The 21,579-nt window shown below is 65.6% G+C and carries 24 protein-coding genes; 10 read left to right on the top strand and 14 right to left on the bottom strand.

What is annotated here, in order from left to right; translation table 11 throughout:
- The first annotated feature begins 12 nt into the window (after positions 1 to 12).
- Positions 13 to 936 (top strand): peptidylprolyl isomerase, encoded by a 924-nt coding sequence (locus C2847_RS06655; RefSeq protein ID WP_164835659.1) that lies wholly within the window; start codon positions 13 to 15, stop codon positions 934 to 936.
- 2 nt (positions 937 to 938) lie between these two features.
- Here C2847_RS06655 and C2847_RS06650 read toward each other — a convergent pair whose 3' ends face one another.
- Genes C2847_RS06650 through C2847_RS06635 form a run of 4 tightly spaced genes read right to left on the bottom strand, consistent with a single transcriptional unit; the run spans position 939 to position 4,714 of the window.
- Complete coding sequence (locus tag C2847_RS06650; RefSeq protein WP_105317654.1) at positions 939 to 1,790, bottom strand: nitrilase-related carbon-nitrogen hydrolase; 852 nt, start codon at positions 1,788 to 1,790, stop codon at positions 939 to 941.
- A 9-nt stretch (positions 1,791 to 1,799) separates the two neighbouring features.
- Entirely contained in the window at positions 1,800 to 2,561 is a 762-nt protein-coding gene (locus C2847_RS06645) for a sulfite exporter TauE/SafE family protein (RefSeq protein ID WP_105317653.1), read from the bottom strand.
- The gene (locus C2847_RS06640) at positions 2,558 to 3,217 is read right to left on the bottom strand and encodes a rhodanese-like domain-containing protein (protein WP_105317652.1); all 660 of its coding nucleotides are present in this window, start codon (positions 3,215 to 3,217) and stop codon (positions 2,558 to 2,560) included. Before C2847_RS06640 ends, C2847_RS06645 begins: the two co-directional genes overlap by 4 nt.
- A gap of 60 nt (positions 3,218 to 3,277) precedes the next feature.
- Entirely contained in the window at positions 3,278 to 4,714 is a 1,437-nt protein-coding gene (locus C2847_RS06635) for an MBL fold metallo-hydrolase (protein WP_105317651.1), read from the bottom strand.
- Positions 4,715 to 4,878: 164 nt separating this feature from the next.
- On the opposite strand from C2847_RS06635, the gene pdo reads away from it, so the two are divergent.
- From pdo to C2847_RS06620, 3 genes are read left to right on the top strand one after another with little or no spacing between them, the layout of a single operon-like run.
- Positions 4,879 to 5,568, top strand: a complete 690-nt coding sequence (gene pdo / locus C2847_RS06630; protein ID WP_105317669.1) for a protein disulfide oxidoreductase — start codon at positions 4,879 to 4,881, stop codon at positions 5,566 to 5,568.
- A gap of 1 nt (position 5,569) precedes the next feature.
- Complete coding sequence (locus tag C2847_RS06625; RefSeq protein ID WP_105317650.1) at positions 5,570 to 5,953, top strand: rhodanese-like domain-containing protein; 384 nt, start codon at positions 5,570 to 5,572, stop codon at positions 5,951 to 5,953.
- Positions 5,953 to 6,744 carry a TlpA disulfide reductase family protein gene (locus C2847_RS06620; protein WP_105317649.1) on the top strand — a complete coding sequence of 264 codons (792 nt, stop codon included), beginning with the start codon at positions 5,953 to 5,955 and terminating at the stop codon, positions 6,742 to 6,744. Before C2847_RS06625 ends, C2847_RS06620 begins: the two co-directional genes overlap by 1 nt.
- Before the next feature lie 98 nt (positions 6,745 to 6,842).
- Here the strand turns inward: C2847_RS06620 and C2847_RS06615 are convergent, their stop codons facing one another.
- From C2847_RS06615 to C2847_RS06590, 6 genes are all read right to left on the bottom strand, one after another.
- Entirely contained in the window at positions 6,843 to 8,219 is a 1,377-nt protein-coding gene (locus C2847_RS06615) for a SpoVR family protein (RefSeq protein WP_105317648.1), read from the bottom strand.
- 3 nt (positions 8,220 to 8,222) lie between these two features.
- Positions 8,223 to 9,266, bottom strand: coding sequence for a DUF444 family protein (locus tag C2847_RS06610; RefSeq protein WP_105317647.1), 1,044 nt, complete (start codon positions 9,264 to 9,266; stop codon positions 8,223 to 8,225).
- The gene (locus C2847_RS06605) at positions 9,263 to 12,463 is read right to left on the bottom strand and encodes a serine/threonine protein kinase (protein WP_105317646.1); all 3,201 of its coding nucleotides are present in this window, start codon (positions 12,461 to 12,463) and stop codon (positions 9,263 to 9,265) included. The genes C2847_RS06610 and C2847_RS06605 overlap by 4 nt, the downstream gene beginning before the upstream one ends.
- Positions 12,464 to 12,585: 122 nt before the next feature.
- The gene (locus C2847_RS06600; RefSeq protein WP_105317645.1) at positions 12,586 to 13,134 is read right to left on the bottom strand and encodes a CPBP family intramembrane glutamic endopeptidase; all 549 of its coding nucleotides are present in this window, start codon (positions 13,132 to 13,134) and stop codon (positions 12,586 to 12,588) included.
- A gap of 11 nt (positions 13,135 to 13,145) precedes the next feature.
- Positions 13,146 to 13,424: an Lrp/AsnC family transcriptional regulator gene (locus C2847_RS06595; RefSeq protein ID WP_105317644.1), complete on the bottom strand. Its 279-nt coding sequence runs from the start codon at positions 13,422 to 13,424 to the stop codon at positions 13,146 to 13,148.
- A gap of 4 nt (positions 13,425 to 13,428) precedes the next feature.
- On the bottom strand, positions 13,429 to 14,115 hold the full coding sequence (locus C2847_RS06590; protein WP_105317643.1) for a metallophosphoesterase: 687 nt from the start codon (positions 14,113 to 14,115) through the stop codon (positions 13,429 to 13,431).
- 17 nt (positions 14,116 to 14,132) lie between these two features.
- Between C2847_RS06590 and C2847_RS06585 the strand changes: the two genes are divergently transcribed.
- From C2847_RS06585 to C2847_RS06560, 6 genes are all read left to right on the top strand, one after another.
- The gene (locus C2847_RS06585; protein WP_105317642.1) at positions 14,133 to 14,573 is read left to right on the top strand and encodes a regulatory protein RecX; all 441 of its coding nucleotides are present in this window, start codon (positions 14,133 to 14,135) and stop codon (positions 14,571 to 14,573) included.
- Positions 14,574 to 14,582: 9 nt separating this feature from the next.
- Positions 14,583 to 15,020 (top strand): type II toxin-antitoxin system RatA family toxin, encoded by a 438-nt coding sequence (locus C2847_RS06580; RefSeq protein ID WP_105317641.1) that lies wholly within the window; start codon positions 14,583 to 14,585, stop codon positions 15,018 to 15,020.
- A 91-nt stretch (positions 15,021 to 15,111) separates the two neighbouring features.
- Entirely contained in the window at positions 15,112 to 15,384 is a 273-nt protein-coding gene (locus tag C2847_RS06575) for a stage V sporulation protein S (RefSeq protein ID WP_014515944.1), read from the top strand.
- Positions 15,381 to 16,580, top strand: coding sequence for a transcription antitermination factor NusB (locus tag C2847_RS06570; RefSeq protein WP_105317640.1), 1,200 nt, complete (start codon positions 15,381 to 15,383; stop codon positions 16,578 to 16,580). Before C2847_RS06575 ends, C2847_RS06570 begins: the two co-directional genes overlap by 4 nt.
- A complete protein-coding gene (gene proC, locus C2847_RS06565; protein ID WP_105317639.1) occupies positions 16,577 to 17,362 on the top strand; it encodes a pyrroline-5-carboxylate reductase in 786 nt (261 codons plus the stop codon). Before C2847_RS06570 ends, proC begins: the two co-directional genes overlap by 4 nt.
- A 4-nt stretch (positions 17,363 to 17,366) precedes the next feature.
- Positions 17,367 to 17,939: a hypothetical protein gene (locus tag C2847_RS06560; RefSeq protein ID WP_105317638.1), complete on the top strand. Its 573-nt coding sequence runs from the start codon at positions 17,367 to 17,369 to the stop codon at positions 17,937 to 17,939.
- Here the strand turns inward: C2847_RS06560 and C2847_RS06555 are convergent.
- The 4 genes from C2847_RS06555 to C2847_RS06540 are packed head-to-tail and all read right to left on the bottom strand — an operon-like array spanning position 17,936 to position 21,503.
- A complete protein-coding gene (locus tag C2847_RS06555) occupies positions 17,936 to 18,565 on the bottom strand; it encodes a glycosyltransferase family 2 protein (RefSeq protein WP_105317637.1) in 630 nt (209 codons plus the stop codon). The two genes, C2847_RS06560 and C2847_RS06555, sit on opposite strands and share 4 nt — an antisense overlap.
- Positions 18,566 to 19,576: a M50 family metallopeptidase gene (locus C2847_RS06550; RefSeq protein ID WP_105317636.1), complete on the bottom strand. Its 1,011-nt coding sequence runs from the start codon at positions 19,574 to 19,576 to the stop codon at positions 18,566 to 18,568.
- Complete coding sequence (gene dxr / locus C2847_RS06545) at positions 19,573 to 20,676, bottom strand: 1-deoxy-D-xylulose-5-phosphate reductoisomerase (protein ID WP_105317635.1); 1,104 nt, start codon at positions 20,674 to 20,676, stop codon at positions 19,573 to 19,575. Before dxr ends, C2847_RS06550 begins: the two co-directional genes overlap by 4 nt.
- Positions 20,673 to 21,503, bottom strand: coding sequence for a phosphatidate cytidylyltransferase (locus C2847_RS06540; RefSeq protein ID WP_105317634.1), 831 nt, complete (start codon positions 21,501 to 21,503; stop codon positions 20,673 to 20,675). Before C2847_RS06540 ends, dxr begins: the two co-directional genes overlap by 4 nt.
- Positions 21,504 to 21,579 lie beyond the last annotated feature (76 nt).

The following is a 21,579-nucleotide window of genomic DNA, read 5'->3' as shown; positions in this document are numbered from 1 at the left end:
CTAGCATGGGGCATGCGCTTCCTTTTTTTCCTCCTGACCTTAAGCCTAAGCTTAACCCCCTTTGCCTGGGCCCAGGAAGACCCCGTGGTGGCCCAGGTGGGGCCCGAACACATCACCAAGAGCCAGTTTGAGCTCCGCTTTGGCCTCTTCGCCCGCAGCGCCCTGCGCCAGCTGGGTCTGCCCGACGCGCAGGAGACCCGGGAGCTTTTGGCCCAGTACCGCGTCCCCTACCTCCAGGCCTTGGCGGAGGAGAAGGCCCTCCTCCAGGTGGCCCGGGCCCGAGGTTTCTGGCCCAAGGAGGAGGCGGTGGAGGCCAAGGTGTGGCAGCTCAAGGAGGCCTTTCCTTCGGAGGAGGCCCTGCTTGCGGCCTTGAAGGAGGCAGGGGTGGAGGACCTCGCCACCTACCGCGCCCTCCTCACCGAGGCCATGGCCCTCGAGGCCCTGGAGGCCCATTACCGGCAAGCATTAAGGGTGTCTTCCGCCGCCCTAAAGGCCCTTTGGCTCCTTTCTCCGGAGTACCGCCACCCCGCCCTCTACTGCGCCCGGCACATCCTGGTGCCCACCCTGGAGGCGGCCAAGGAGGCCTTGGCCCGTCTGGAGAAGGGAGAGGCCTTCCCCGAGGTGGCCAAGGCCCTTTCCCAAGACCCGGGCTCCAAGGAGGAGGGGGGCGACCTGGGGTGCGAGCCCGAGGGCACCTATATCCCCGCCTTTGAGAAGGCCCTCCTCTCCCTGAAGCCGGGGGAGGTGTCGCAACCCGTGGGCACGGAGTTTGGCTTCCACCTCATCCTCCTGGAGGGGGTGAAGCCTGCGGGCCGCTACCCCTTGGAGGAGGTGCGGGAGGACCTCGAGGGCCAGGTGAAGGACCTGGCCTGGGAGAAGCTTTCCAAGGCCCTCATCCGGCCTTTCCCCATCCGCCTCTTCCCCGAGCGCCTCTAGCCTCAGGGGAGGATGTGCAGCAGGGCCTCGTCCCCCACGGGGGCCTGCGCCAGGAGGAGGGCCTCCCCGGGGGCGTAGATGCCGCTTTGCCCCTCAAAGGTGAGGCCCAAAATCTGGCCGTTCAGCATGGGGTTCAGGAGGAGGCGCAGGTGCTCCCGCCCCAGAAGCCGCTCCCGGGCGGAGGCCAGCCAGACCTCCCCCTCCTTGCGCCTGCGGTCCCAGGGCCAGGGACGGTCCCAGGGGGCGGGGTTGGCGGAGGGTTGCAGGAGGACCTCGGCTCCCAGGGCGTCCAGCCGGGCCAGGTGGCGCTCAAAGAACCCATCCAAACAGATGAGGATCCCCACCCTTCCCGCTTGCGTTTCCACCAGGTGGGGGCCGAAGCGGCCCCGCGCAAGCCAGCGCTCGGGCGGGGTGAGCTCCATCTTGGGCACCTGGGCCAGGAGGCGGCCTCTGGGGTTGAAGAAGAGGGCCAGGTTCTGGAACAAGGGGGTGCGGGCGAACCGTCCCCGGGAAAGCTCCTCCTCGTAAGGGGGGGAGAGGAGGGTGCCCGCCAGGAGGTAGGTGGCGAAGGCCCTGGCGGCCTCGGCCATGGTGCGGTGAAAAACCTCGTAGGCCCGCCGGGCCCGCCTCCAAGGAAGGAGCGGAGCCCTCAGGAGGTCCTTGGGGTGCAAGTCCTCCTCCAGGTGCAGGAGGAGGGGAAGCCCGAAGAGCTCGGGGAAGGCGGCCAGGCGGGGGGAGGGGGTGCCCTCGAGGGGCCTTAGGAGGGCAAAAACCCGCTCCTGAAAGGCCTCTTCCGTGCGGTAAAACTCCGGCCTTGCTTCCGCCTGGACGGCCAAGAGGGTGCGGAAGGGCACTCCTCCAGTCTAATGCCCTTGGGCCAGGTTCTGGGCCACGATGAAGACCCCCATGACCACCAGAAAGAGGGCGAAGCCCCGCTTAAGCCCCTCCTGGGGCAGGCGCACCGCAAGCCTCCCTCCCAGGAAGCTCCCCAGGGTACCCACCAGGACGAAGAGACCCGCCACGGCGTAGTTCACCGAGAGCCCGTAGGCGGGGAGGAGGTGAAGGTACTTGTAGAACCCGGCGAAGGATTTCAGGGCGATGATGAGGAGGCTGGTCCCGATGGCCAGGTGCATGGGAAGCCCTCCCAAAAGGACCAGGGCGGGCACGATCAAAAACCCCCCGCCCACCCCCACGAAGCCGGTGAGGGCGCCTACGGAGATCCCATCCAGAACGATCTTCCAGGCCTGGCGCTTCCCCTTGGCCTGTGGGTGGGCGGGGGCGGGCCGGGCCATGAAGTAGGCGGCGAGGAGCATCACCGAGGCAAAGGCCAAAAGCTGCACCTCCCCGGAAACGAAGCGGGATAGCCAGGCCCCCAGGTAGGTGCCCCCCATGCCCGGAAGGCCGAAGAGGAGGGCGTTCCGCCAGTCCACCAGGCCCCTAAGGGCGTAGGGAAGCGCCCCGAGGAGGGCGATCCCCCCTACGATGAGAAGGCTTTCGGCGATGGCCTGCTTGGGGGCTTCCCCCAGGAGGTACACCAAGACGGGTACGGTGAGGATGGACCCCCCGGATCCCAGAAGCCCCAAGGAGAGCCCGATGAGGAGGGCGCCGAGTAGGGCGAGGCTCATCGCTCCACCGGAAGGCCCGCCGCCATCCAGGCGTAGGTGCCTCCTTCCAGGTTGTACACCTTTTCCCCAGGGAAGCCATGCTGGACCAGGAAGTCCGCGGCCACCCCCGAGCGGTTGCCGGAGTTGCATACCAGGAGAAGGGGCCGGTCCTTGGGGAGTTCAGAGAGCCTTTGGGGCAGGGAGGAGAGGGGGATGTTTACCGCTCCCGGCACGTGCCCTTCCCTATACTCCCAGGGCTCCCGCACGTCCACCACCAAGGCCTCCTGCAGAAGCTTTGCTGCCTCGTGGGGGCCCACCTCCTGGAAGGGGGTGGCGGCGTACCCCACCTCCACCGGCGTGGTGTCCACGGGGAGGCCCGAGCGGTACCAACGGACGATGCCCCCCTCGAGGTTGTAGACGTTCCTGTACCCTTGGGCGGTGAGCCACGCCGCCGCCTGCCAGGAGCGGTTCCCCGTGCGGCAGTAGAGGACCACCGGGCGGTCCTTGGGGATCTCCCCGTGGCGGGCCATGAACTCGGAGAGGGGGACGAGGCCTGCCCCGGGGATCCGGGCCTGGGCGTACTCTTCTACTTCACGGACGTCAATGAAGGTCACGCCCTCGTCGTAAAGCTTCTTGGCCTCCTCTGGGCTCAGGTCCTTGACCTCGGTTTCGTACATGTTCACCTCTTTGGGGTTCTTGGGGGACCGGGGCGGAAGCCCCGTCCCCCTGCCCTAGACTCAGGCGTTTACCAACTCCTCGCCCTTGGCCACGGGGAAGCCTGCTTCCTGCCAGGCCCTAATCCCCCCGGTGAGGTTCAGAGCGTTCCTCAGGCCGTGGGACAAGAGGGCGCTGATGGCGGTGCTGGAGCGATCCCCGCCCACGCAGTGGACGATGAGGGGCTTGTCCTTGGGGAGCCGGTCCAGCTGGGCCAGGACCCGCCCCGCGTGGATGTTCAGGGCCCCCGGGATATGCCCCGCCAGGTACTCGTCCCGGCCCCGCACGTCCAGGATCACCGCCTCGCCCCGCTCCCAGAGGGCTTTGGCCTCCCGGGCCGTGATCTGGGGCACGGTTTCCAGCTCTCCATCCGCATACCCCTGGAGGCCCGGGATATACCCCACCACCTCGTCCAGGCCAATGCGGATCAGGGCCCGGGTCAGGGCCTCCACCTCCGAGGGGTGGGCCAGGAGGATGAGGGGCCGGTCGTAGGGAAGAAGCCAACCCGCCCAGGTGGAGAAGTTCTTTCCTGCAGGGATGTTGATGGCCCCCCGGATGTGCCCACCGGCGAAGGCGAACTTGTCCCGGGTGTCCACCAGGATGGCCCCTTCCCGCAGGTACCGGTCAAACTGGGCCTTGGTGAGGCGGCCCGGATGGGGGATGCCTCCCAGGATGGGCATGCCGTCCCGGTTGAGCCGCTTCATCTCTTTGAAGTAGGTGGGGGCTTCCGGCTGACCAGCGAGAAGCGCTTTTACGAAGCCATCCTCATCGTCCCTCTCCAGGTACTCCGCCCACCAGGCATGCCGCCTCTCGTAGCCCACGGTGGTGGCGGGAAGGGCTCCCAGGGCCTTGCCGCAGGCGGAACCTGCCCCGTGGCCCGGCCAGACCTGCACGTGGTCGGGAAGGGTGAGGAACTTCTCCTTGAGGCTTTGGAACATGCGCCGGGCCCCGGGCACCGCCGTGCCCTTGATGCCGGCGGCCTCCTCCAGGAGGTCGGGCCGGCCGATGTCCCCCACGAAGACGAAGTCGCCCGTGAGGAAGAGGAGGGGTTCGTCCGTTACTGCCCCATCGGCCACCAGGAAGGAGAGGTGCTCCGGGGTGTGGCCGGGGGTGTGCACCGCCTTGACGCGGATGTTCCCCACCCGGAACTCGTCCCCATCCTTCAGGAGGACGTGGGCGAACCCTTCCAGGCCCTTGTACTTCCAGTTCTCGTCCCCCTCGTCCGAAAGGTACAGCGTGGCCCCGGTGGCCCGGGCCAGCTCCCTAGCCCCCGAGAGGTAGTCCGCGTGGATGTGGGTTTCGGCGATGGCGGTGATGCGCAGGCCCAGGCTTTCCGCCAGCTCCAAGTAGGTGTCCACGTCCCGCTTGGGATCCACCACCAGGGCCTCCCCGGTGGCGGCGCACCCCAGGAGGTAGCTCATCTGCGCCAAACCCTCCTCGTAGACCTGCCTAAATACCATGGCTTCCCCTCCGCGATGGGACTATTGTCCCCACGCCGCCACTATACCCTATGGGGGTACTAGGTGTCAACGGGGACAGGGTGCGCGGAGGTCTATTCTTTACGGGAAACATCTGCTATATTCAGCAAAGGATGTACCCCTACGGGGGTATCCAGGAGGAGACGATGGCGCTATTGGGACCTAAGGAGCAGGAAATCGTACGCGAGCGGCTTTCCAACCTGGTGCGGGATGTGGAGCTGGTGCTTTTCACCGACACCTCCACCCTGATCGCCCCGGGTAAGGAGCCCTGCCTGTACTGCAAGGAAACCAAGCAGCTTTTGGAGGAGCTGGCGGCCCTTTCCGACAAGCTTCACCTGGTGGTCTACGACCTGGCCACCCCCGAGGGCAAGGAGAAGGCCAAGGAGTACAAGGTGGAGGATCCCCCCACCCTGATCCTGCGGGAGAAGGGTTCAGAGGCCATCAACCTGCGCTACCGGGGCATCCCGGCGGGGTATGAGTTTGCAAGCCTCCTCGAGGACATCGAGATGCTGGGGCGCGACGGCCATGGCTTGCCGGAAAACGTGGTCCAGGAGCTCAACAACCTCCGCGAGGAGGTGGTGCTCCAGGTCTTCGTAACCCCCACCTGCCCCTACTGCCCGCAGGCGGTGCGCACCGCCCACCGCATGGCCTACGCCTCCCCCAAGGTCTGGGGCGAGATGATTGAGGCCAACGAGTTCCCCGAGCTCTCCAGCCGCTACCACATCCACGGGGTGCCGGACACCGTTGTGAACCACGGCAAGGAGAGGATCCTCGGGGCCCAGCCCCTTTCCCAGTTCCTCCAGGCCATCCGCAAGGCGGTGGGGGTGAGCGCCTAACATGACCCGGCGGGCGCTACTGGCGCTACTTGGGTTTTTTGCCCTCCTGGCCCTGGCGGCCTGCGGGCCTAAGGGAAGCTACCAGAACATAGGCCCCGAGGAGCTTTACCAGGCGGTGGACCAGGGGGCGGTGGTGGTGGACGTGCGCACCCCCCAGGAGTTTGCCGAGGGGCACGTCCCTGGGGCCATCAACCTACCGGTGGAGGCCGTTGCCCAGTGGGCGGATACCCTTCCCAAGGACAAGCCGGTCTACCTCTATTGCCGTAGCGGCAACCGCAGCCGCCAGGCGGCGGAGTACCTGAAGCGGAAAGGGTACACCAACCTCTACAACCTGGAGGGCGGGGTCTTGGCCATCGAGCGGGCGGGGTATCCGCTGGTCCGCTGATGGACGCCGTACAGGTGGGGCCTTTGGCCATTCCCTGGACGAGGATCCAGGTGGCCTTGGTCCTTTTGGTCCTGGTGGGGACGGCGGAGTTCCTGGCCCGGAAGGTGGACCGCAGGTTCTCCCCCTGGGCCTACAACGCTGTTTTCCTGGGCCTGGTGGGGGCGCGCTTGGGGTTCGTTCTGGAAAACCTTTCCACGTTCGCCAAGGAGCCCCTCTCGATGCTCTACGTCTGGCAGGGGGGGTTTGACCCCGTCTGGGGTATCCTGGTTGGAGGAGGGTATGCGCTGATGGTGGTGCCCAAGCATCTTTGGCGCTATGCCTTGGTGGCGGTGGCGCTGGCCGGCCTGACGGCGGGGGTGCTCTTCACCCGGGGTGGCGGGGGGCAGGAGGCGCGCCTGCCCAAGCTGGAGCTGTCCTCCCTGGGGGGGACGCCCGTGAACCTGCAAGACTTTCGGGGCAAGCCTTTGGTGCTCAACACCTGGGCCACCTGGTGCCCCCCTTGCCGGCGGGAGCTGCCCATGATGGTGCGCCTGAGCCAGGAGCACAAGGAGGTCCGTTTCGCCTTTGTGAGTCAGGGGGAAGGCCCTGCGGCGGTGAGGGCTTTTTTGGAGGCGCAGGGGCTTGCCCCAGAGTGGGTGCTCCTGGACCCGGAGACCCAGCTTTCCCAGGCCCTAGGGGTCCAGGGGTTGCCCACTACCTTCTTCTTTGACAGCGAAGGGCGTCTGGTGGCCCGCCATCTGGGCGAGTTGTCCGAGGCCCTTCTCCTCGGCTACCTCAGGGCGTTGCGCTGAGTGCCCATGCACGGAGGTGGCCCCATCGACAAGGGCGAGTGTGGCTTGCCCATGGCCCTTTGGGGGTCCCCGTTGGGGCGCAAGCCCCAACGGGGTACTTAGCTCCCAGCGGAAAGCAGGGTTTCCTTCCCCCCCACCACCGTCTTCAGGTGCACCGGCCGGCCCCACAGGCGGTAGAGGTTCTCCAGCACCGCCTGGGTCTTTTTCAGGTCCAGCTCCACGCCCTCGTAGGCGTGTTCCAGAAGGATCTCTCCCCGATTCCCGTAGTTGGCGTCCACCAGCTCCACGATGGGGTAGCTCCCGTTGGTGAGGCGGAAGAGGAGGGCTTTCTTGGCTTCGGGGAAGCGGGGCAGCTCCTCGGGGTTGAGGAGCCTCTGCCGGAGGGCGAACTCAGGGGTCAGGAAGCTGTCCAGGAAGCTCAGGTCCGTGTGGACGGTGCGCACCTGGAAAAGCTGCTTGAGCCCCAGGCCGGTGGGCCTCTCGTAGGTGAGCCGCTCCCCTAGGGGCAGGGCCTCGTACTCCGGGCCGAACCGCCCCTTATCCCAGCGTTCCTCCACTTCCTTTAGGAGCAGGTAGCCCAAGCGATAGGGGTTAAAGCCGTGGGGGGCGAGAAGCCCTGCCTGGAGCTCGGCGAACTCCAAGGCTTCCTCCGGGGAGAGGAGGGGGAGGAGGAGGCGGGTGTGCCAGTAAGTGGCCCAGCCCTCGTTGAGGATCTTGGTGGCCACCTGGGGGACGTAGTACAGGCTCTCCTCCCGGATGATCTCCAGGATGCCCTTCTGCCAGGGGGCCAAGGGGGCGTGTCGGGCCAGAAAGCCCAGGATGTCCCGGGTGGGCCTGGGGGGGAGGGGGATGGGGCTTGCCCCCTCCTCGGCTTCCTTGGGAGGCGCTGGAGGAGGGTTCACGTAGGGATCCAGGTAGGGGCGTACCTGGAGGCGGTCAGGGGGTCTTTCCTCCTTATCCTCCCCCGCCTGCCTTTGGATGTAGAGGGCGTGGGGATCAATGAGGTTTTCCAGGGAAAGTGCCAGATCCAGAAACTCCTCCACGCTTCTCGCCCCATGCCGCTCCATGGCCTTTTCCACGAAGGCCGCATGGTGGGCCATCTCCGCTTCCATGTCCTTGGGGATGGGTTTGAAGGCCAGGTTGTGGTGAAAGAAGTCGGCGTGGGCGTAGACGTGGGCCATGACCAGCTTCTGGGCGAGAAGGGTGTTGCCCTTGAGGAGGTAAGCGTGCACGGGGTAGGTGTTGGCCACCAGCTCGTAGATGCGCCCGAGGCCATAGCGGTAGGTTTCCCGGTAGCGCAGATACTCGCTGCCAAAGCGCCAGTGGGAATAGCGCCGGGGGAACCCCCCGTAGGCGGCCAGCATGGCCATCTCCTCTGGACCTACCTCCTCAAAGAGCACCGGGGGAAAGGAAAGCCCTTCCGCCAGGGCTCTTTCCCGCAGGATCTCGGCCCAGCGCCTCAGTTCCTTGCGCATCCTTCAGCCTCCCAAAAGCCGCCTAAGGGCCAAGGGCAGATCCTCCTTGCCGTGTACCTCCGTGGCGGCGAGCCCTTCCTCCTTGCCCAGGGCTTCCTTCAGGTCCTCGAGGAACCGTCCCTGGCCGTAGGGCCCCTGCACCTGGGCGTAGCCGTAGAGGGCCAAGGTGGGGAGGAGGCGCCTTAGGGCCTCGAGGGCCTGGGGGGTGTCCCCCTGCCAGTTCTCCCCGTCGGAGAAGTGGTAAAGGTAGCGGTTGTAAAAGGCCTCCGGGTAGCGCTTCAGGATCTCCTCCGCCAGCAGGAGGGCGCTGGAAAGCCGGGTACCCCCGCCTTCCCGGGCCCGGAAGAACTCCTCCTCCGTTACCTCCCAGGCCTCGGCGTCGTGCAGGAGGTAGCGCCTTTCCAGGCGGGGGAAGTGGCGCTTGATCCAGAGGGTGATCCAGAAGGAGAGGGTCTTCACCAGCCTAAGCTCCTCCTCCCGCATGCTCCCCGAAACGTCCAGGGCGAAGAGGACCACCGCCTGGGCGTGGGGCCTAGGCTTGCTCCTCGGGGCCTTGTAGCGGAGGTCCTCCCGCTCGGGGACCAAAAGGGGCGCCTCCGGGCGGTACTCTCCGGTGATGAGGGCCCGCTTGAGGCTTTCCTTAAGGGTGCGGCGCACGTGGCGCAGGCCCCTCGGCCCCTTGCGGGCAATGGTGGTGTAGCGGAAGGCCTCCTCGGTGACCTCCCCTTCCCCCTTGGGCCTGAGTCGGGGGAGCCGCAGGGCCTCGCCCATGAGGTCTAAAAACTCCTCCAGCTCCAGCTCGGCCACAGGCACGTGGCCCGAAGGGCCCAGGCTTTCCGTCCCCGGCCCCCCAAGGCCTAGGTCCTCCCCCAGGGGCTCCCCGTACACAATCTTGGGGAGCTCCAGCTGGGGCAGGGGGATGGAGACCAGGCGGCCTTCCACCTGGCCGAAGAGCTCCTCCCGGGTTAAAAACTCCCGGGCCCGCTTTTTCACCTCTCCGCGAACGATCTCCTTAAAGCGCAGAAGGTCGCGCTCAATGGGCCTCATCGCTCACCCCGGGCGAAGATGGAGGCAGCGAACTCCAAAACCCCGCTGGCGCAGTGCTCGCAGTAGCCGTGGTCGCGGATGAGGCGGGCCTTGACCACGTCGATCTTGGCCTGGGTCTCCGGGTCCACCACCCCCGAGACCAGGGCGGAGAGGCGGATGGTGTCCTTCTGGTCGTCGAAGAGCTTGAGCTCCAGGGCCCGGCGGAGCCTTTCGTTGTCCTTGTAGGTGAACTGCCTCCCTTCCAGGGCCAGGGCGCCGATATAGTTCATGATCTCCCGGCGGAAGTCGTCCTTGCGGGACTCGGGGATCTCGATGCGCTCCTCTATGGAGCGCATGAGGCGCTCGTTGGGGGGCTCGGGGGCGCCGGTGTAGGGGTTTTTCACCTTTTCCCCTAGGACGTAGGCCTTCACGTGGTCGATGTAGTTGTGGAAGAGGCGGTTTAGGGCCTCCTCGTCGGCGGCGATGGCCCTTTGCACCTCGTTCTTCACGATCTCCGCGTACTCCGCCTTCACCTCCTGCAGAAGGGCCTTGTAGCGCTCCCGGGTCTTCTCGTCGGAGATGAGGGAGTGGTGCTTGAGGCCCTCTTCCAGCTCGTTCATCACCATGAAGGGGTTGATGCAGGGTTCCTCCGAGGTGACCAGGACGTTGGAGATCTTGTCCTGGATGTAGCGGGGGCTGATGCCCTCGAGGCCCTCCCGCTTGGCCTCGGCCATGAGCTCCCGCACCGCCTCCTCCGTCCAGCCGGGAAGGAGCTTGCCGTCGTAGAGCTTGAGCTTTTGCATGAGGGTGAGCCCCGCCCGCTTGGGAGGCTCTAGCCGGGTGAGGACCGCCCAGGTGGCGGCCATCTCCAGGGTGTGGGGGGCGATGTGCTTGGCCCTGACCTTGCTGAAGTCCCGCCGGTAGATTTTCACCTCGTCGGAAACCCGCAGGATGTAGGGGACGTCGATCTTGATGGTGCGGTCCCGGAGGGCCTCCATGTACTCGTTGGCCTGGAGCTTGCGGTATTCGGGCTCATTGGTGTTGTGACAAACAACGTTTCCGACGCCGCAGACAAAGTTGTGAAGGCCCTCGCACTCAATGTCGTAGACCCACTCCGCGAACGCTTTCCGGGAGTGCACTCGGGCCTGGAAGCGGCGGTGGCGGCCCCCGCGCTTGCCATCCCCCGAAACAAACCGAATCCGGTAAGCCGGGAGCCGACCAGGCCGTTCCTGTCGGTAGACGCCATAGTCGTAACCGAGTAACGTCGCCAGGGTGCCCACTTGAGCTGCCAGCATCGGCGAGATCGTCTTGAATTCAAAGAAGCGGGCACGGTAATCGGCCGATGCGGTCCGGTTGAGCTCTGCGGAGAGCTTACGGGAGCCGTCGGTGCGCATCAGTTCGTCAAAGGTGTGTTGGAGGAAGGGCTTTGGCAACCGAAAGAGGAAGTCCGGGAGCTTCTTGGAGGCTGCGTGTTCACCGCAGTGGTGGCGCGCAAGCGCGGCGATAGCTTGCGAACCAAGGTAGAGTCGCCATGCCGAATCGGTCTTGGCGCCGGCATCAATGTAGCCGTGTGCGGTTGTGATGCGAGCGTAAGCCCCACGGACCCGTTCCAACTCGTTCCGGTCCCCGTGGCTAATCACGATGCCGCCGTTTTTGCCGTTCACGTGGCCCTCGGTGGCGTACCAGATGAGGACGGTGAGGAGGTCCTTGAGGGCGCTTTCGTCCCGAACCGGGTGGTAAACCGCTCGGATCTCCGTTGCGTGCCGTGGGAGGGCGAGCCTTGCCCACCCGGGACGGGCGGGGCGCGTCAGGGGTCCGCTTCCCACCGCTGCACGAACGCCTTCGCGGATGAAGCCGTCAACACCCTCCACCACATCCACAAGTGCCTCTTGCTCCTGTAAGGCGAGATCCACATCGATCCGGCGCACCGCCGCGATTTCGCGCCGCTCCTCCGGGTAGAAAGTCCGCCCGTGGCGGTCGTATAGGGAGTGGTTGGGGGTCGTCTCCACCACGCCCCATTTCTGGGAGGTGGTGAGCATCTCGCCTGTAAACCGGTGCCGGAAGATGGACCGGACAGGGGTCCATCGCGTCTTACCCGACGAGAAGTCGTGTGCGAGCACTTCGAGTCCCGTGGGGTCGTGGCCGAACCTTTCCCAGAGGCCTTGGAGTGTCGTCCACCCAGGGATGCCTCGGTAGCGGTACAGGATCGGCGTGTCTCCGGAGACGCTATGCCCCAGGATGATCTCATCGATGTCCGTCTGGGCGAACTTCTTGGACTTGATCTTGTGTTCCTGGCTGGCGGTGAGGAGGTCGTAGAGGAAGGCCACGTCCAGCTTGAGGATCTCGATGAACTCCACCAGGCCCCGGTTGGCGATGTTGAGTTCCCCGTCGAAGTTAAAGGCCCTGGGGTCGGAGTCGGAGCCGTAGATGGCCACCTTGCGGTAGTTGATGTCCCCGGTGAGCTCGGTGGAGTCCTGGTTCTTCTCGTCCTTGGGCTGGAAGGTGCCGATGCCGATGCGGTCCTTTTCCGAGAGGACCAGGCGCTTCACCACGATCTCCTCCTCCAGCACCTTGGCCAGATCCCCGCCGTGACGGGCCAAGGCCTCCCGCATCTGGAAGCGGCATACCGGGCAGAGATCCCCCTCCAGCTCGAGGGGGTAGGGGTACTCGGGATGGAGGCGCTTAAGCTCCTCCAAAAACTCGTTTCGGATCTCCTTGGGCAGGAGGAGGAGGGGCTCCTCGTGCATGGGGCAGGGAAGGGGGCCTTCCTTAGTCTTCCAATAGAAGGTGAAGAGCTTTCCCTCCTCCGTGCGGCTGTAGGCCTCGAGGCCCTTCTTAAGGAGCCGGGCGATGGTGCTCTTGGCCGAGCCCACGGGACCGTGGAGGAGGAGGATCCGCCGTTCGGGCCCCAGGCGGTGGGCGGCAGCTTTTAAGGTGGCCACCAGGCGCATGAGGGGTTTGTCCAGGCCGAAGATGGCATCCTTTCCCCCTTCGAAGGGGTCCTCGAAGAAGCGGTAATGGAGGAGCTTCTCCCTGAAGAGGGTATACTCCTCCACCCCGTAGGAGAGGATCATGTCGTGCACCCGCTGGAAGCTGGTCCTCAAGGGCCTGGGGTCTTGTTTGAGAAGGCTTAGGTAGTCGCCGAAGGAGCCCTCCCAGCTCAGGGCCCGGTAGGCCTCGAGGTCTTGACGGCGACGGATGCGCTCCAGTTCGTTCATGGAAGCCCTCCTTCATACCGGCTAGGAAAGGGTTTTGATAGCTCTGCCTTTATTGTAGCAGGTTCTGGGCGAAGAATGTGGCCCCGGTTCTAGCCGGGGAAGGGGATTTGCGCTAGGCTTCTCTAGCCTCTTGAGATCTCGTAGAACCCCCGGGCGTTGTGAAGGAAATGGGCCAGGATGCCGGGGAGGAGGCTTCCGGTGAGAAGGTAGCTGAGCCCAAAAAGGAGCCCGGCAAGCCCGGTGTAAACCGGGTAGGCAAGGGCCCGCCTGGGGGCGGGGTGAAGGAGGGCGAAGACCAGGGCCTGGAGGAGGAGGCCCCAGGGCCCCAGCCAGGCTACCAGGAGGCTCTGCAAAAGGCCCCGAAAGAAGACCTCCTCCGCCACCCCCGAAAGGAGGGCGAGGAGAAGGAGGATTGCGGGTCCTACCCCAGCCCGGCGCAGGGCCTCTCCCAAGGCCCGGTGGAGGCTTTCCGCCTCCCGGAAGGAGGCGGGGAAAAGGTGCCGGAAGGCTTCCTCCAAAGCGGCCAAGGCCAGGAAGAGGCCCAGGGCATAGAAAAGCTCCTTGGGGCCCGCCTGGCCAAAGGGAAGGCCCAAGAGGAGCATGCCAGAAGCCCCAAGGAGGAGTAGCCCTCCTTGCAGGGCTAGGAGGAAGCCCAGGGGTGGGGGAACCAAGGCCTTAAGGCCTACTCCCCGCCCAGGGCGAAGCCCTGGTCCAGGAGCTTCTTGGGGTAAGCGCGGAAGGCCAGGAGGGTTTCCGTGCGCTCCACCCCTTCCAGGGCCAGGATCCCCTGGGTGACGGCATCGTCCAGTTCCTCGAGGTCCTTTAAGCGCAAAAGGGCCACCAGGTCGAAGGGGCCCGTAACCGAGTAAACCTCGGCCACCTGGGGGAGTTCGGCGATGGCCTCGCCCAGGGCAGCGATCCGGTCCCCGCGGGCACGGATGAGTACGAAGGCGGTGATCACCCCTTTATCCTACCTCCAGGATCAGCTTGGGACGGAAGGCCAGGGCATCGGCGGCCACCAGGTGGAGAGGGATGCCCCGGTACTCCTTGGGAAGCTTTTCCGGGTCGGCCCCGTGCAGGTGGCCGTAGACGATGGCCTGGGGCTTGGCCTCCGCGGCCAGCTCCAGAAGGGAGGTGGCCTCCCCCTTGGGGCCGAAAGGGGGGAAGTGGAAGGCCACCACCAGATGGCGGTAGGGTTTGCCCTTGAGGTCCTGTAGGGAGAGCTTGAGCCGCTCCACCTCCCGGGCGAAGATCCGCTCGTCCTCCGGGGTAGCGGGGGGGTACTGCCAGCCCCTACTCCCCGCCACCGCCACCCCGTCCAGGACCAGGGCATCGTTTTGCAGGGCGTACATGCCTTCGGGTAGGACAGCCCTCAGGCGGGTTATGGAGGGCCACCAGTAGTCGTGGTTCCCCTTCAGAAGCACCTTTTTCCCCGGCAAGGCGGCCAGGTCTAAAAGGTCCGGCAGGGCCTCCGAAAGGCGCATGGCCCAGGAGATGTCCCCGGGGACGATCACCAGGTCCCCCTCCGCCACCACCTCCCGCCAGCCCCGGAAGAAGGCCTCCGGGTGGCCCTGCCAGTTGGGGCCGAAGACGGTCATGGGCTTGGGGTGCAGGCGGGAGAGGTGGGGGTCGGCGATGGCGAAGACCCGCATGGGCTTTAGCGTACCCTATGGGTATGGAAAAGGCTGAGGCCCTGGCCTATGCCCTAAGGCTTCTTTCCCAAAGGGCCATGAGCCGGGCCCGCTTGCGGGAGAAGCTTCTGGGCCGCTTTCCCGAAGGGGAGGTGGAAAGGGTTTTGGCCCGCCTCGAGGAGCTGGGCTACTTGGACGACCGGGCCTTTGCGGAAGCCTTCGTGGCCGCCAGGCGGAAGTACGGTCCTCATAAGCTCCGCCACCTCCTAAGGGCCCAGGGGGTGGCGGAGGAGGTGGTGGAGGAAGCGCTGGCCGCCTATGGGGAGGAGGAGAACCTGGAGGCAGCTCTAAGGGTTCTTCGCCGCTACTCCCGCCGCCAGGACAAGGCCAAGGCGGTGCGCTTCCTTCAGGGCCGGGGGTTTCCCCTTTCCGTGGCACTAGAGGCCTACCGGCTTGTCAAGGAGGAGGAAAGCGGGTAAAAAGAGCCCATGCCTGAGGTGCGCGCGGAACGCTTGATCAAGGCGCCAGCGGAAAAGGTGTATGCCCTGGCCAAGGACCTGGAGGGCTTGAAGCCCTACCTCAAGGAGGTGGAAAGCCTCAAGGTGCTCTCCCAGGAGGGCAACCGCACCCGAAGCGAATGGGTGGCGGTGGCCATGGGCAAGAAGGTGCGCTGGCTGGAAGAGGAGGAGTGGGACGACCAGAACCTAAGGAACCGCTTCTACTCCCCGGAAGGGGATTTTGACCGGTACGAGGGCACCTGGGTCTTCCTGCCGGAGGAGGAGGGGACCCGGGTGGTCCTGAGCCTGACCTATGAACTCACCATCCCCATCTTCGGGGGGCTTTTGCAGAAGCTGGTGCAAAAGCTCATGCAGGAGAACATAGAAAGCCTTCTTAAGGGCCTGGAGGAACGGGTTCTGGCTTCCTAGTTGCACGTGGGGCCCTTTTGCTCTACCATGGGCCTGAAGCCGCCCATGCCCTTCCAAAGCGGGGTGGCCCAGGAGCTTTCAGGAGGTCAAAGTGGAAACGTTGCGCGTGTCTTCCAAGTCCCGCCCCAACTCCGTGGCCGGCGCCATTGCGGCGCTCTTGCGCACCAAGGGGGAGGTGGAGGTGCAGGCCATCGGGCCCCAGGCGGTGAACCAGGCGGTGAAGGCCATCGCCATCGCCCGGGGGTACATCGCCCCCGACAACCTGGACCTGGTGGTCAAGCCGGCCTTCGTCAAGCTGGACCTGGAGAACGAGGAGCGGACCGCCCTTAAGTTCAGCATCAAGGCCCATCCCCTGGAGTCTTGAGGCCGGAAAGCCCCAGGGCCCTCGCCGTTCGCATCCTCCTCGAGGTGGAGCGGGGCAGCAGGGCCCAACTATTTTTGGACCGGGCTTTGGACCACCTGTTCTGGCCCGAGCGGGACAGGGCCTACGCCACCCATTTGGTGTACGGGGTCCTGCGCCACCTTAGGTTTCTGGACTTTCTCTTGGAGCCTTACCTCAAGAGGCCGGAGAGACTCCCTTCCATGGTGCGTTGGATTCTGCGCCTGGGGGCCTGGGAATGGCTTTCCGGCAAGCCCGACCATGCCCGGGTGAGCCCCTGGGTGGAGGAGGCCAAAAAGGTTTCCCCTCGCCTCGCCGGCCTGGTCAACGCCGTACTCCGTCGTTTGAGCCTGCGGGAGGCCCCGGAGTGCGTGCGCCTCAGCCTGCCCGACTGGCTTTGCCAAGCCTGGCGAAGATTCTTTGGCCAGGTGGCCTTCGCCGAGGGGTTCAACGAGCCCGCTCCCCTCTTCGTCACCGCTTACCGCTCCGTGGAGGGATTGAAGCCAGGACCCATCCCCGATAGCTACCTCTGGGAGGGAGGAAAAACCGACTTTTCCGCTTTAGGCCTCCAGCCTCAGAACCCCGCTTCCCTCTTTGCCGCCCAGCTTCTTAACCCTGTCCCCGGGGAAAAGGTGCTGGACCTGTGCGGGGGTGCGGGGCTTAAGGCCTTTTACCTGGCCGCCAAGGGGGCGGAGGTGGTGTCCTACGACCTGAACCCCAGGCGCCAGGAGGCGGGGGGGAAGACGGCGAGGAAGCTGGGCCTGAGGGTAGCCTACCGCACCCAGGACCTGACGGAACCCCTTCCCGAGAAGGCCAAAAAGGTTCTTCTGGATGCTCCTTGCACCGGAACCGGCACTTTCCGGAGCCATCCCGAGCTCCGCTACCGCCTGGCCCCAGAAGACCCGAGTCGCATGGCGGAGTTGCAGCTTAAGCTTCTGGAGACCGCTGCCCGGGCCACGGAGGAAGGGGGGGTGCTGGTGTATAGCGTCTGCACCCTGACGGAGGAGGAAGGGGAGGGGATGGCCCGGGCCTTTCTCGCCCGGCATCCGGAGTTTGAGCCGGAGCCCATAGCCTGCCCCTTTCCCGTGCTTCGGTCGGGCCTGGGTGTTTATGTGGCCCCGGAGGGAGGCCTGGATGGGTTTTATTACCTGCGCCTGCGGAAGGTAAACTCTAGAACATGAAGCTGGTGTTCGTGGGCCTGGGCAAGATGGGGAAAAGCATCCTGAAGGGGGCCTTGGACCGGGGTTTCCTCAGGCCTGGGGAGGTGGGGGTGGTGGGTCGCACCCCGGAGCGCACCCGGGAGCTGGCCGAGGCCTTTGGCCTTCGTCCTTTAGCCCTTAAGGAACTCGTCCAGGCGGAGCGGGTGCTTTTGGCGGTCCAGCCCCGGGATTTTCCCCATCTGGCCCCGGAGATCGCCCACCCCGGGGTGGGATACATCTCCATCATGGCCGGGGTATCCACGGCGGTGCTTTCCCGCAGGCTGGACACCCGGCGGGTGGTGCGGGCCATGCCCAACCTGGCGGCGGTGATTGGGGAGAGTTCCACCGCCCTTACCGCTTTGAGGGAGGCCCGGGAGGCAGGGGACCTGGACTTTGCCCGGTCCCTTTTCGCCACCGTGGGGGATGTGTACGAGATCCCCGAGCACCTCTTTGACCCCTTCACCGCCATGTCCGCCTCTGCTCCCGCCTATCTGGCGGTGGTGGCCGAGGCCCTGGCGGATGCCGGGGTGAAGATGGGTATGCCCCGGGCCCTGGCCCTGCGCCTGGCGGCGGAGGCCCTGGCGGCCACGGGGGAGCTCTTGAAAAGCCGCCATCCGGCCCAACTCAAGGACGAGGTGGCAAGCCCCGGGGGAACCACCATCCACGGCCTCCACGCCCTCGAGGCCCGCTCCCTAAGAGCCGCCTTCTACGAGGCGGTGGAGGCCGCCACCCGGCGGGGGCACGAGCTGGGAGAGGCGGAGTAAGGGTATGGGAGGCTCTAAGGGCGGGGGGTTTTGGCGGTTCCTCTGGGCGGTGCCGGTTTTCCTTTCCCTGGCTCTTGGCCAGGTCTTTCCCCAGGGAGGGGGACGGTACCTGTACTCCGATGGCACCCAGCAGGAGCTTCTTCCCACCCAGGAGGGGTATCGCCTCCGCTACGGGAAGGAGGGGCGCGTGTTCCGGGAGGACCGGCTCAAAGGGGGTGCCGAGGGGCTTTTTCTCCTGGGGGTGGGTCTGCCCGAGGGGTACTTTCCCTTTACGCCCCCCCTCCTTCTCTACCCCTCGAGGCTGGACCTGGGGCTTTCCTGGGGGGGAAGCGCCCAGTTCCGTGGGCAACGAGTGGCTCTCTCCGCCCGGGTGGAGGGGATAGAAGGGGTAAGGGTAAAGGCCGGGGCCTTCAACGCCTACCGGGTCCGGGTGGCCTACACCACGGAGAAGGGGGGTACGGACCTCAAGGAGATCTTCCTGGTTCCGGGCCTCGGGGTGGTGGCCTACCGCACCGGGGAGGCCTGGGTGGAGCTTTTAAGGCTCCCACAGGCCCTCACGCCCCGGCAAGGGCCTTAGGCCTTGGCCTTGAGGTAGTAGCGGAGGATTTCCCGGTACATGCGAAGGCGGTGAGCAAAACCGGGAATGAGCCCCCGCTTTTCCTCCTTCATCACCTGGCTCACCCCCGGAAGGGGCAGGTAGAGGACCCGCCAGCCCGCCTTTTTGGCGTGGCGGGTGAGGAGGAGCTCCAGGTCGTATCGGGCGTTCTCGAGGCCCCGCACCCTTCGCAAATCCTCCGTTTTCAGGGCTCGCTGTCCGGAGAGAAAGGGGGTGAGGCGCATGGCGAGATCCGTGGAAAGCCTTCCCCCTCGGAAGACGCCCACCGTCATCTCCGCCTTCCCCTTTGCCACAGGGTCCAGCAGGGACTCCAAGTGGTACGGGGCAAGACCCAGAAGATCCGCATCCAGGAGGAGGACCAAGGGGGTGTTCACCCGTTTGAGCCCTTCCGCGATGGCCCCGCCCTTACCCCGGTTGTGGGGCAGGCGCACCACCTGGGCTCCAGCCCTGGCGGCTTCCTGGGCGGTGCGGTCCTCTGAGCCATCGTCGGCCACCACCACGGGGAAACCTGCCTCCTTGGCCACCCGCACCACCCCTGCGATGGTGGCCTCCTCATTGTAGGCAGGGATGAGGACCGTGGCCTCCATCTAGCCCCCGAGAAGCCGCCTTAGGTCCTGGAAGGTGACCAGGATGACCAGAAGGATGAGGAAGACGAAGCCCAGGTAGTGGACCATGGCCTCCTGCTCGGGGCGGATGCGGAGGAAACGGGAGAGGAAGAGGAGGAGAATACGCCCGCCATCCAGGGCAGGAATGGGCAAAAGGTTGAAAAGGGCCAGGGAGAGGTTGATGGCCACGGTAAGCTCCAACAGGCGGAAAAGGCCCTCCTGGGCTGCCCGGCCTGTTTCCGCCACGATCCCCACCGGTCCCATGACCCCGTTGTCGGGATTTCCCGCCAGCACGCCCAAAAGCCCTCCCACCAGGGCCTTCACCATCTGGGGTCCGAAGGCCAGGGTACGGCCCACGGCTAGCCCCAGTCCTTCCAAGAACCCCACCCGGCGGAAGGCCACCTCGGGTTGGTACACCACCCCAAGCCGTTCCACGCCCTCCTGCCAGGTGAGGGAGAGGGTGAGCTCCTGGCCCTGACGGCGCACGGTGAGGGTGTGCTCCCCTGGGGTCTTCACCCGCTCAATCCCCTGGGCCTGGGCGAGGGGGGTACCGTCCACGGCCACCAGGATGTCGCCGGCCCGTAGCCCCGCTCTTTCCGCCACGCTCCCCGGGAGGACTTCCAGGATCACCGCCCTTCCCGCGGCCTCCGGCACCCCTTGGACGCTGAAGAGGTAGGCGAGGAGTCCCCAGGCCATGAGGACGTTCATGACGACCCCGGCCACCAGGACCAAAAGCTTCCCCGGGAAGGGAAGGGCATCGTATCCCCGGCCCCGCTCCTCGGGGAGGAGGCCTTCGATGTCCGCGTACCCCCCCAGAGGAATGGCAGAAAGCCGCCACTCGGTGCCCCAGGCCTGCCGTTTCCATAGGATGGGGCCGAAGCCCAGGCTGAAGGCCTTGACCCGCACCCCTTGGACCCGCGCTGCCAGGTAGTGCCCCAGTTCGTGCACAAAGATGCTGACCCCGATGATGATGAGAAACCAGATCAAGCTCATGCCCACCTCTTGGCCTCCTCCCGGGCCCAGGCATCCACGGCGAAGAGGTTCTCCCATGTTAGGGGAAGGGAAGGGGTGTTTTCCAGGACCTGGGCCAGGATTTTGGGGATATCGGTGAAGGGGATTCGGCCAGCCAAAAATGCCTCCACCGCCACCTCGTCGGCGGCGGAAACCGCTACCTGGGCCACCCCGCCCCGCCTTCCCGCCTCATAGGCCACCGCCAGGGCGGGGAAGCGCTTTAGGTCCGGCTCGAAAAACTCCAGCACCCCGGGGATGGGGAGGTTCTGCAAAGGGGTTTTCGCCCTTTCGGGGTAGGTGAGGGCGTACTGGATGGGAAGGCGCATGTCCGTGGGGCCCAGTTGGGCCTTAAGGCTACCGTCAATGAGGCGCACAAGCCCATGCACGTAGGCCTGGGGGTGGACCAGAACTTTAATCCTCTCCAGGGGAAAGCGGAAGAGCTCCTTGGCTTCGAGGACTTCGAGGCCCTTGTTGAAGAGGGTGGCCGAGTCTATCGTCACCTTGGGGCCCATGCGCCAGCGAGGGTGGTTGAGGGCCATCTCCGGCGTGACCTGAGAGAGGTCCCCAGGCTCCCTTAAAAAGGGTCCGCCGCTGGCCGTCAGGATGAGCTCGGCCACGCCCTCCCGCTTCTCCCCCAAGAGGGCCTGGAAGAGGGCCGAGTGCTCCGAGTCCACGGGGAGGATCTCAGCCCCATGAGCCTCCACCTCCTGCCAGAGGAGGGGCCCTGCGGCCACCATGGCTTCCTTATTGGCCAAGGCGATGCGCTTGCCCGTCTGGGCCGCCACCCGGGTGGGGGAAAGGCCCGCAAGACCGGGAATGGCGGCCACGGCCACCTCGGCCTCCAGGGCGGCCACCTCCTCCGGGGTACCTAACGTTAACCAGGGGAAGCGGGCCTTCAGTTCCCCGCGCAGGCTTGGGTCTGCAGCCACCAGGAGGGGTTGCCACTCGGCTATCTGCTGGGAGAGCGCCTCCAGGTTTCTCCCGGCGGCGAGCCCCACCACCCGAAAGCCCTGCCAGCGGCAGACCTCGAGGGCCTGCCGCCCTATGGAACCCGTGGAACCCAGGATCACCACCCGTTTCATGTGAAGAGCACCACCAAAAAGTAGGTGAGGGGGAAGGTGAAGAGAAGGCTGTCGATCCTATCCAGAAGCCCTCCGTGGCCGGGAAGGAAGTGCCCCGAGTCCTTCACCCCACAGTACCGCTTCAACATGGACTCCACCAGGTCCCCAAGCTGGGCGGCCAAGGAAAGGAGGAAGCTGAAAAGCCAAAGTTCCAGGAGGCCGAAGGGGAAGACCTCCCGCACCAGCCCGGTGTAGAGGGCCAGGGCCAGAAAGCTTACCGCAATCCCCCCCAAGGAGCCCTCCACCGTCTTACCGGGGGAGATTTCCGGGGCCAGCTTTTGCCGGCCCAGGGCCCGGCCCACGAAGTAGGCGCCGATGTCGGTGGCGAAGCTGGCCACCAGGGGCAGGGAAAGGGTCCAAAAGCCCAGGGTGCTGTCCGGGATCTCCCGCAGGAGGAGAACATACCCCAGGCTCCAGGGCAGGTACAAGAAGGCCATGAGGGTGAAGGCGAAGCGGGTGAGGTCGGCTCCCCTGAGCAGCTCATGGCTGAAGCTTCCCAATAGGAAAAGCCCCAGGGCCACTTCCCGCCAGGGCACCTGGGGGAAGTGCCAGTAGAGCTGGGGCAAGGAGAAGAGGAAGAGGAGTACCCCCCCGCCCACCAGGAAGGGCAGATTCAAGCGGATGCCCCTTTTGGCCAGCATGTCCCTAAGCTCCAGGCTCCCCAGCCACAGGACGAAAACCAGGGTGGGCAGGATTAAGGCGAGCCCCCCCCAGAGCACCCATAGGAGCAAAAGAACCCCTACCAGGGCGGAAAGGACCCGGGTGGGCAGGTCGTCCCTGCCCTCCATCACCCCTCCTTCCCCGTGGGCCCCCACGTAAGGGGCCCATAAGGTTTGGACAAGCCGTCCACAGCAGACAAAAGGT

The sequence above is a fragment of the Thermus tenuipuniceus genome (assembly GCF_002964845.1).
GTDB classification, from domain to species: Bacteria; Deinococcota; Deinococci; order Deinococcales; family Thermaceae; genus Thermus; species Thermus tenuipuniceus.
The sequence above is the reverse complement of the archived record's forward strand: the minus strand, read 5'-3'. Positions and strand labels throughout refer to the sequence as shown.

What these genes read in the sequence shown, in the direction of transcription:
- C2847_RS06635 (WP_105317651.1), bottom strand. Translation starts at nt 4,714, where the DNA reads ATGGTATTTAGGCAGGTCTACGAGGAGGGTTTGGCGCAGATGAGCTAC.
- C2847_RS06655 (WP_164835659.1), top strand. Translation starts at nt 13, where the DNA reads ATGCGCTTCCTTTTTTTCCTCCTGACCTTAAGCCTAAGCTTAACCCCC.
- pdo (WP_105317669.1), top strand. Translation starts at nt 4,879, where the DNA reads ATGGCGCTATTGGGACCTAAGGAGCAGGAAATCGTACGCGAGCGGCTT.
- C2847_RS06540 (WP_105317634.1), bottom strand. Translation starts at nt 21,503, where the DNA reads ATGGAGGGCAGGGACGACCTGCCCACCCGGGTCCTTTCCGCCCTGGTA.
- C2847_RS06625 (WP_105317650.1), top strand. Translation starts at nt 5,570, where the DNA reads ATGACCCGGCGGGCGCTACTGGCGCTACTTGGGTTTTTTGCCCTCCTG.
- C2847_RS06585 (WP_105317642.1), top strand. Translation starts at nt 14,133, where the DNA reads ATGGGTATGGAAAAGGCTGAGGCCCTGGCCTATGCCCTAAGGCTTCTT.
- C2847_RS06620 (WP_105317649.1), top strand. Translation starts at nt 5,953, where the DNA reads ATGGACGCCGTACAGGTGGGGCCTTTGGCCATTCCCTGGACGAGGATC.
- C2847_RS06555 (WP_105317637.1), bottom strand. Translation starts at nt 18,565, where the DNA reads ATGGAGGCCACGGTCCTCATCCCTGCCTACAATGAGGAGGCCACCATC.
- C2847_RS06560 (WP_105317638.1), top strand. Translation starts at nt 17,367, where the DNA reads ATGGGAGGCTCTAAGGGCGGGGGGTTTTGGCGGTTCCTCTGGGCGGTG.
- C2847_RS06645 (WP_105317653.1), bottom strand. Translation starts at nt 2,561, where the DNA reads ATGAGCCTCGCCCTACTCGGCGCCCTCCTCATCGGGCTCTCCTTGGGG.
- C2847_RS06605 (WP_105317646.1), bottom strand. Translation starts at nt 12,463, where the DNA reads ATGAACGAACTGGAGCGCATCCGTCGCCGTCAAGACCTCGAGGCCTAC.
- C2847_RS06640 (WP_105317652.1), bottom strand. Translation starts at nt 3,217, where the DNA reads ATGTACGAAACCGAGGTCAAGGACCTGAGCCCAGAGGAGGCCAAGAAG.
- C2847_RS06580 (WP_105317641.1), top strand. Translation starts at nt 14,583, where the DNA reads ATGCCTGAGGTGCGCGCGGAACGCTTGATCAAGGCGCCAGCGGAAAAG.
- dxr (WP_105317635.1), bottom strand. Translation starts at nt 20,676, where the DNA reads ATGAAACGGGTGGTGATCCTGGGTTCCACGGGTTCCATAGGGCGGCAG.
- C2847_RS06610 (WP_105317647.1), bottom strand. Translation starts at nt 9,266, where the DNA reads ATGAGGCCCATTGAGCGCGACCTTCTGCGCTTTAAGGAGATCGTTCGC.
- C2847_RS06615 (WP_105317648.1), bottom strand. Translation starts at nt 8,219, where the DNA reads ATGCGCAAGGAACTGAGGCGCTGGGCCGAGATCCTGCGGGAAAGAGCC.
- C2847_RS06550 (WP_105317636.1), bottom strand. Translation starts at nt 19,576, where the DNA reads ATGAGCTTGATCTGGTTTCTCATCATCATCGGGGTCAGCATCTTTGTG.
- C2847_RS06590 (WP_105317643.1), bottom strand. Translation starts at nt 14,115, where the DNA reads ATGCGGGTCTTCGCCATCGCCGACCCCCACCTCTCCCGCCTGCACCCC.
- proC (WP_105317639.1), top strand. Translation starts at nt 16,577, where the DNA reads ATGAAGCTGGTGTTCGTGGGCCTGGGCAAGATGGGGAAAAGCATCCTG.